Annotated in this window: 5 protein-coding genes and 1 pseudogene; 3 read left to right on the top strand and 3 right to left on the bottom strand. The window is 71.1% G+C overall.

Translation table 11 applies throughout. From position 1 onward, the window contains the following. Positions 1 to 91: 91 nt before the first annotated feature. From ACWCO3_RS27925 to ACWCO3_RS27915, 3 genes are all read right to left on the bottom strand, one after another. Positions 92 to 1918, bottom strand: a complete 1827-nt coding sequence (locus ACWCO3_RS27925; protein ID WP_145779756.1) for an AMP-dependent synthetase/ligase — start codon at positions 1916 to 1918, stop codon at positions 92 to 94. A gap of 138 nt (positions 1919 to 2056) precedes the next feature. Beyond that, complete coding sequence (locus ACWCO3_RS27920) at positions 2057 to 2932, bottom strand: terpene synthase family protein (protein WP_244311605.1); 876 nt, start codon at positions 2930 to 2932, stop codon at positions 2057 to 2059. Between the two features lie 199 nt (positions 2933 to 3131). Next, positions 3132 to 3761, bottom strand: a complete 630-nt coding sequence (locus tag ACWCO3_RS27915) for a TIGR03085 family metal-binding protein (RefSeq protein ID WP_450012857.1) — start codon at positions 3759 to 3761, stop codon at positions 3132 to 3134. Between the two features lie 174 nt (positions 3762 to 3935). Here ACWCO3_RS27915 and ACWCO3_RS27910 point away from each other — a divergent pair, with 174 nt between their 5' ends. From ACWCO3_RS27910 to ACWCO3_RS27900, 3 genes and pseudogenes are all read left to right on the top strand, one after another. Further along, positions 3936 to 5819: an ABC transporter ATP-binding protein gene (locus ACWCO3_RS27910; RefSeq protein ID WP_450012855.1), complete on the top strand. Its 1884-nt coding sequence runs from the start codon at positions 3936 to 3938 to the stop codon at positions 5817 to 5819. A 55-nt stretch (positions 5820 to 5874) separates the two neighbouring features. Then, positions 5875 to 7656: an ABC transporter ATP-binding protein gene (locus ACWCO3_RS27905; protein WP_145779760.1), complete on the top strand. Its 1782-nt coding sequence runs from the start codon at positions 5875 to 5877 to the stop codon at positions 7654 to 7656. Between the two features lie 87 nt (positions 7657 to 7743). Further along, positions 7744 to 7883 (top strand): annotated as a pseudogene (locus ACWCO3_RS27900) (DUF2470 domain-containing protein); the annotation flags it as partial.

Raw genomic sequence — 7883 nt, 5'->3', positions numbered from 1 at the left:
GGTCGGCCTGCCTGACGAGGAGGTACGCCGGCTGCGTGGCCGGGACATGGCGATGATCTTCCAGGATCCGCTGTCCGCGCTGCGCGACTCGTCAGAGCTCGGCGAGGGTGCCGGCGTACATCTCCTCGATCTGGGCGGCGAAGTTGCTCTCCACACCACGTCGCTTGATCTTCAACGACGGCGTGATCTCGCCGTCCTCGATCGTCAGGTCGCGTGGCAGGATGGCCACCTTCTTGATGGTCTCCCAGCGGTTGAGCTTCGCGTTGAGCTGGGCGACGTACTCCTCGACCATCGTCCGGGCCTCCGGCGAGGCGACGATCTCGGTGTAGCTGCGTCCCTCGAGCGGGCCACCGGCCGCCCAACCCCGGATCGCGTCCGGGTCCAGCGTGACCAGCATCGTGCAGAAGTTGCGGGCCTGACCGACGACGACCGCCTGGGAGGTGTACGGGCAGATGGCCTTGAACATCCCCTCGATGTGCGACGGTGCGATGTACTTGCCGCCCGAGGTCTTGACCAGGTCCTTCTTGCGGTCGGTGATCTGCAGGTAGCCCTGCTCGTCGAGGCTGCCGATGTCGCCGGTGCGGAAGAAACCGTCCTCGGTGAACGCGGCGGCGGTCTCCTCCGGCAGGTTGTGGTAGCCGCGCATCACCGGCCGACCACGCACCAGGATCTCCCCGTCGCTGTCGATCCGGCACTCCAGGTCACCCATCGCCCGGCCCACTGTGCCGATCCGCAGCCCCGACGGCGGGTTGACGAAGTTGCCGGCGCTGGTCTCGGTCAGGCCGTAGCCCTCGGAGATCGGCAGGTTCGCCGCGGCGAAGAAAGTGGCGATCTCCGGGCTGAGCGGGGCGGCACCGGACACCAGCACCCGCATCCGGCCGCCCAGTCGGGCCTGGAGCTTGCTGAACACCAGCTTCTCGGCCAGCCCGTAACGCAGCTTGAGCCCGCCCGGCACCGGCTTGCCGGCCTGTTCCAGGGCCACCTTCTCCTTGCCGACCTGGACGCCCCAGGCGAAGATCTTCGCCTTTGCGCCACCCGCGCCCTGGGCGGTGGTCACCGCCCGGTTGTAGACCTTCTCGAAGACCCGGGGCGCACCGCACATCAGCGTCGGGCGGATCACCGACAGCAGGTCGACCAGCTTCTCCACCCGGCCGTCGACGTAGGTGGGCAGGCCGACGTGGATGGCGCCGCAGAGCAGCGTCTTGCCGAACGAGTGGGCCAGCGGCAGCCACAGGTACTGCAGGTCGTCGTCGCGCAGCAGCCCGACCTCGGCCTGCGCCACGGCCTCCCAGCACCAGCCGCCGTGCAGCAGCTCGACGCCCTTGGGTCGACCGGTGGTCCCGGAGGTGTAGATCAGGGTGGCCAGGTGCTCCGGACCGATGCCGGCCACGAGCATGTCGATCAGATCCGGCTCGGCGGCGAGCGCGCGGGTGCCCCGCTCCTCCAACTCGGCGAGCGTCAACTGCGGAATCGCTGCGGTCGGGTCAACAGCGCCGTCGAGGAGCACCACATGGGTCAGCGCGGGCAGGGTGGCGCCGGCGATCTTCGCCGCCTGGGCCGGATTTTCCGCGAAGAGCACCTTCGACCCGGAGTCCGCGATGATGTACGTCGCGTCGGCCGGTTCGGTGGTCGGGTAGACGGTCGTGGTCGCGCCGCCGGCACACATGATGCCGAGGTCGGCGATCACCCAGTCCAGCCGGGTGTTGGCGAGGATCGCGACCGGGTTCTCCTGGCCGACGCCCAGGCCGTGCAGGCCGGCGGCGACCGCCTTGGCGCGCTGGCCGACCTGCTCCCAGGTCAGCCAGGCAGGCCCCGCGTCGTCGGGGGTCGGGGACGCAAACGCGTTCCGGTCGGGGGTGGCCGCCACGCGCTTGAGGAACATGTCCGGGATGGAGCGGTACGGTACATCGAGAGCCATCGCTGTAGCCGCCTTCGGGGGTGGTGGCGTGACGGGCGTCACGTCATGATGGTTACCGAAGAGTATTGCCTGCCACCGTGCATCGGCTAGCCCCGGTGATCGTCCGGCCGTCCCAACCCGCCGACCGGTACGGCGGAATCAGGCGTACCGGTCAGCCACGACTGACCAGTCGTAGGTGGCCCGGACCCAGTTCCGGCGGACGGCCAGCGCGAGGCGCATCTCGTCGTTCCCGCTGGACAGCAGCGCCTCCTCGGCGTCCAGATACTTCGCCAGGCCCTGGTTGAACCGGTTCGCCGCGGCACGCAGTGCGGCCGGCTCGTCCGCGTCGCTGTCCTGGGCGATGACCGTCACCAGGTTGTGCGCGTCCGGGTCGGCCCGGCTCTCCTTGCCGTAGGAGAAGAGGTCGTTGCACCAGCAGACCAGGTCCACGGCCAGCAGATCCAGGGCGAGCAACGCCGGGTTGGCGCGTTGCGCCGACCCCGGGGGCCGCGCCGACGCCAGGTCGGTCAGCGTGAGGCAGGGATGCACGCCGCCGATGTGCCGGCGCAGTTGGACGTACTCCGCCACGTCGGGCACGCGCTGGCGCTCCCGGTTGGTCGCCTCCCAGAGCAACGCCAGCAGGTACTCCCGCATCTGGCTGACGAACCGCAGCAGCAGAGCCGCGTGGTCGTGCAGTCGGATCCGACGGCACAGGTCGTGCAGCGCGTCACCGAGCGGCCCGACGGCGGGCGGTAGGACGTTCGGGTCGCCGTACCGGTCCAGCACGTCGAGCAGTGTGCTGATCGCCGGGCCCAGTCGGACCGGGTCGGCGCCGAGGCCGTCCTCATCGCACGCGTCGTCCATCACGAAGAGCCAACTGATCAGGTCCGTGAGCAGTCGTAGCCCGTCGACCGAGCCGTCCGGGCAGGCGCGCCCGGACAGGCCGGCGGCGTCGGCCCGTTGCAGTCGGTGCACACGTTGGCTGGAATCGACCAGCCCGAACGCGCGCGCCCACTCCACGCTCTCGCTCGCCACCTGCTCCGTGGCACCGTGGCGCCCCGTGGGAAACGGGGGCTCCCGCAGCGCCGAAATCGCGAAACTTCGCACAGTGCGCCCCCACTTCGTGCCGCCCGGCGCGGAGCGGCGCGGTGAAGCGTACGGGAGGAGGTATCTGCATGTTTCGCTGGGTGTGGGGAACCCCACACCCGTTTCGTGGCCGTTTATGTGCAGACGGTTACATGCCCAGGCTGGCCGTGCGAAGCCGTCGTGCGGCCTCCGTGGGACCGTCCAGTTGGACCCGGGCCACCCGTTGGCGACCGGAGAGGAACAGGACCAGCTCCGCCGGAGGGCCGACCACCCGCAGCGGCTCGCCCCCTCGGCCGACGGACAGCTCACCGTGGCCGGGCGCCTGCACGTAGAGATCCGCCGGGAAGCGGCGCAGGGCCAACCGCGCCATCGGGGCGGCCCGCTTCCAGAGCGCGCCCTGCAGACCGGCGGGCAGGTCACGCGGCTGCCAGCCGGAGCCAGCCCGGCGGACGTCCTCGTGATGGATGAAGAACTCCATCAGGTTGGCCAGCTCGTCGGTCAACGGATTGCTGATCGGGCTCCAGAGCGGCGGACGGCGTACCTGCGCCACCAGGTCGGGATAGGGCCGCGCGGCGAGATGCCGGCGGACCCGCTCGGCGTAGCCGCGCAGCGGCGGCAGTACGAGCCCTCCGGCCGCGTCCGGACGACGCTCCCGGAGCACCAGGTGCGCGGCGAGGTCACGGGTCGCCCAGCCCTCGTTGATCGTCGGAGCGTCCGGCCCGAAGGCCAGGAGGAGATCGGCCAGCGCCTCGCGCTCGGCTCGGGCGTACCGCGGCATGGCCTGATCGTAGGCCCGTCGGCCCGTCGGCGCGCGACGGCGGCGGCCGGGGACGAAGCCCGCCGCCCGCCGCCGTCCGCTACGTGACGGTCGACATATCCGGTCGGGGTCGGCGGTGCTGGCCCGGACCGGTAAGGATGAGGGAGATAATTGACGCTTACGGCGGGGGAGAGCGTGGCGAGCAGGACAAGTCGGGACGTGCTCAGTCGAGGGCTGGGGGTCCTGCGGCAGGCCATTCGTGAGCAGCCACGGATCTTCACGGTGGCGGTCGTCGGCAGTGTGCTCTTCGGCGGGATGATCATCATCAGCGCGCGGGTGGTCGGGACGGTCATCGGCGAGGTGGCGCTCCCGGCCATCGAACGCGGTGAGGTGGGCGCGGGCACGCTCGCGCTGGCCGCGACGGCGTTGTTCGGGATCAGCGTGCTGCGGGTGGCCGGCATCGTCGGTCGGCGGCTCGGGGCCGGCTACATGCAGTACCGCCTCCAGGCCTCCTACCGACGTCGGGTCACCCGCCGGTACCTGGAGCTGCCGCTGTCCTGGCACCACCGCAACTCCACCGGCACGTTGCTGTCCAACGCCAACTCGGACGTGGAGGCGGCGTGGTACCCGATCGCGCCGCTGCCCTTCGCCGTCGGCACGCTCGTGATGCTGGTCGGCGCGATCGTGTCGCTCTTCGCCACCGACTGGGCGCTGGCCCTGGTCGGCCTCGCGGTCTTCCCCGCGCTGTTCGCCCTCAACGTCGTCTACTCCCGTCGGATGGCGCCCCGGCAGGCTCGGGCCCAACGGCTGCGCGCCGAGGTCAGCGGCATCGCCCACGAGAGCTTCGACGGCGCCCTGGTGGTCAAGACGATGGGCCGCGAGGCGCAGGAGACCGCCCGGTTCGCCGGCCGGGCCGGCGAGCTGCGCGACTCGTTGATCGCTGTCGGTCGGCTGCGCGGCATCTTCGACCCGCTGTTGGAGACCCTGCCCAGCCTGGGCACCCTCGCCGTGCTGGTGGTCGGGGCGTTCCGGCTGCGCCAGGGCGCGATCAGCGTGACCGAGCTGGTCAGCGTGGCGTTCCTCTTCACCGTGCTGGCCTTCCCGGTGCGGGCCATCGGTTGGGTCCTGGCCGAGCTGCCGCGCAGCGTCGCCGGCTGGGACCGGGTCCGCCGGGTGCTCGACGCCACCGGCGAGATGCCGTACGGGCAGCGCGTGCTCGACCCGGCCGGCTCCGGCCCGGCCACCCTCACCTTCAGCGACGTGCACTTCTCCTACCCGCCGGCGGAGGCACACCAGCCCGGCGCGCAGGTCCTCGGCGAGGTCTGCTTCACCGTGCCGGCCGGTCGGACGGTAGCTCTGGTCGGGCCGACCGGCGCCGGTAAGTCCACCATCGCCTCGTTGGCGGTACGCCTCGTCGACCCGGACACCGGCGTCGTCACCCTGGACGGTGTGGACGTGCGTGAGCTGACCGCCGCGTCGCTCGCCGGCACTGTGGCGCTGGTCGCCCAGGTGCCGTTCGTCTTCGACGACACGGTGCGCGCCAACATCGCGCTGGACCGGCCGGGCATCGACGACGAGGCCGTCTGGGCGGCCCTGCGGCTCGCCGAGGCGGACGGCTTCGTCGCGGCGCTGCCCGACGGTCTGGACACCATGGTCGGCGAGCGGGGCACCTCGCTCTCCGGCGGGCAGCGGCAGCGTCTCACCCTGGCCCGCGCGTTGGCCGGCCGCCCGCGCCTGCTGGTGCTCGACGACGCGACGAGCGCGGTGGACCCCCGGGTGGAGGCGGCCATCCTGGCCGGGCTGCGGTCGTCGACGGCCGAGCCGGGTGTGCCGGTAGCGTCGATCCTGGTGGTGGCGTACCGACGGGCCACCATCGCGCTCGCCGACGAGGTCATCTATGTGGAGCAGGGGCGGGTGATCGCCCGGGGCACGCACAACGAGTTGCTGGCCACGGTGCCCGGCTACGTCGACCTGGTCACGGCGTACGAGCAGGCCGAGGTCGAACGCGCGCAGGAGAGTCCGTACGGCGACGACGTCGCGCCGCTGCCCTCGGGCCTGGAAATCGAGGTGGACCGGTGAGCGCGAGGAGTGCAGCGAAGCGGAGCCCCGCAGTCGCGAACGAAAGGCCGGTTCAGTGAGCGTCAAGACCGATGAGCGGGAGACGCGGGAGGAGACGACCTGGCAGACCCTGCGTCGGGGTCTGGCTCTGTCGCCGGAGCTGCGGACCGGTCTGGCCGGCACGTTGGCCCTCGCGTTGGTCTACATGGTCGGTCGGGTGGCCGTGCCGGTCGCCGTCCAGCAGGGCATCGACCGCGGCATCGTCGGTGGTCTGAATTTCGCTGTGCTCTGGTCGGTCGTGGGGATCACAGCGGCGATCCTGGCGATCACGACGATCTGCGGTTACCTGATGATGCGCCGGTTGTTCACGGTGAGCGAGACGGCGTTGGCGAACGTGCGGACGCGGGCGTTCCGACACGTGCACGACCTGTCGATGTTGCACCAGCAGTCGGAGCGGCGCGGGTCGCTGGTGTCGCGGGTGACCAGCGACGTCGACCAGATCACCCAGTTCCTCCAGTGGGGCGGGGTGATCCTGCTGGTCAACCTCGGTCAGTTGGTGGTCACGACCGCCGTGATGCTGGCGTACTCCTGGCAATTGACTCTTGTGGTGTTGGCCGCGTTCCTGCCGGCGGTGTTCGTGATCCGGCAGTTGCAGCGCCGGCTCGCGACGGCGTACGCGACGGTGCGGCAGCGCACCGGCGCGCTGCTCGGCGCGATCGGCGAGAGCGTGGTGGGCGCTCCGGTGATCCGGGCGTACGGCATCGCGGGGCGTACCGAGCGGCGGTTGGACGAGGCGATCGACGGGCAGCGGGTGGCGCAGCAGCGGGCGATCCGGATCAGCATCGTGGGCAGTTCGGTGGGCGAGTTGGCGGCGGGGCTGGCGTTGGCCGGTGTGGTGGTGCTCGGCGTGACGCTGGGGGTGGGTGGCACGTTGTCGATCGGCCAGTTGACGGCGTTCCTGTTCCTGGTGACGCTCTTCATTCAGCCGGTGCAGATCGCCACCGAGGTGCTCAACGAGGCCCAGAACGCGATCGCGGGCTGGCGTCGGGTGCTGGACGTGTTGGACGTCGCCCCGGACGTGGCGGACCCGGGGGAGCAGGGGCGGGAGTTGCCGGGTGGGCCGTTGGACATCCGCTTCGCGGGTGTGCGGTTCGCCTATCCGGGTGGCCCGCCGGTGCTGCACGACATCGACTTGGAGATCCCGGCGAAGAGCCGGGTGGCGGTGGTCGGCGAGACGGGCAGCGGCAAGACCACCTTCGCCAAGTTGTTGACCCGGCTGATGGACCCGTCGGCCGGGGCGGTGCTGCTGTCCGGGGTGCCGCTGGCGGAGGTGCGGTTCGACTCGCTGCGGTCCCGGGTGGTGATGGTGCCGCAGGACGGTTTCCTGTTCGACGCGACGGTGGGGGACAATGTCCGGTTCGCCCGGCCGGAGCTGACCGACGAGCAGTTGGCTGTCGCCTTCACGGAGTTGGGCCTGTCGGACTGGTTGGAGGGTCTGCCGGCGGGTCTGGACACGCCGGTCGGTGAGCGGGGCGAGGCGCTCAGCGTCGGGGAGCGGCAGTTGGTCGCGTTGGCCCGTGCGTACGTGGCCGATCCGGACCTGTTGGTGCTGGACGAGGCGACCAGCGCGGTGGATCCGGCGACCGAGGTGCGGTTGCAACGCACCCTGGACGCTGTCACCCGGGGGCGGACGACCCTCGCCATCGCGCACCGGCTCTCCACGGCGCAGGCGGCCGACGAGGTGATCGTGGTGGATCGGGGTCGGGTGGTGCAGCGGGGTCCGCACGACGAGCTGGTGCGTGACGCCGACTCGGTCTACGGCCTGCTTTACGCCTCCTGGCTGGAGCAGACCAGGTGACGTGGTGTTCCGGTGTGGTGGACGCCGGAGGTCAGGTGCTCTAGGCTCCGGCTTAGGTAAGCCTAACCTTCGAAGGAGGTCGCGCCCATGCGGCCCAACCCCGCCGAGATCGTCCGTACCCTCGTCGCCGGCCGCCTGCCCGGTCTCGTCCACCTGGCCCACCGCCCCGGCCCGCACCACGCCCGGCACGTGACGGACCCGGACGGACGGGTGCTGCTGCTGGTGCC

The sequence above is a fragment of the Micromonospora sp. NPDC002411 genome (assembly GCF_053592955.1).
Note: the sequence above shows the minus strand (reverse complement) of the source record. Positions and strands in the feature narration are given on the sequence as shown.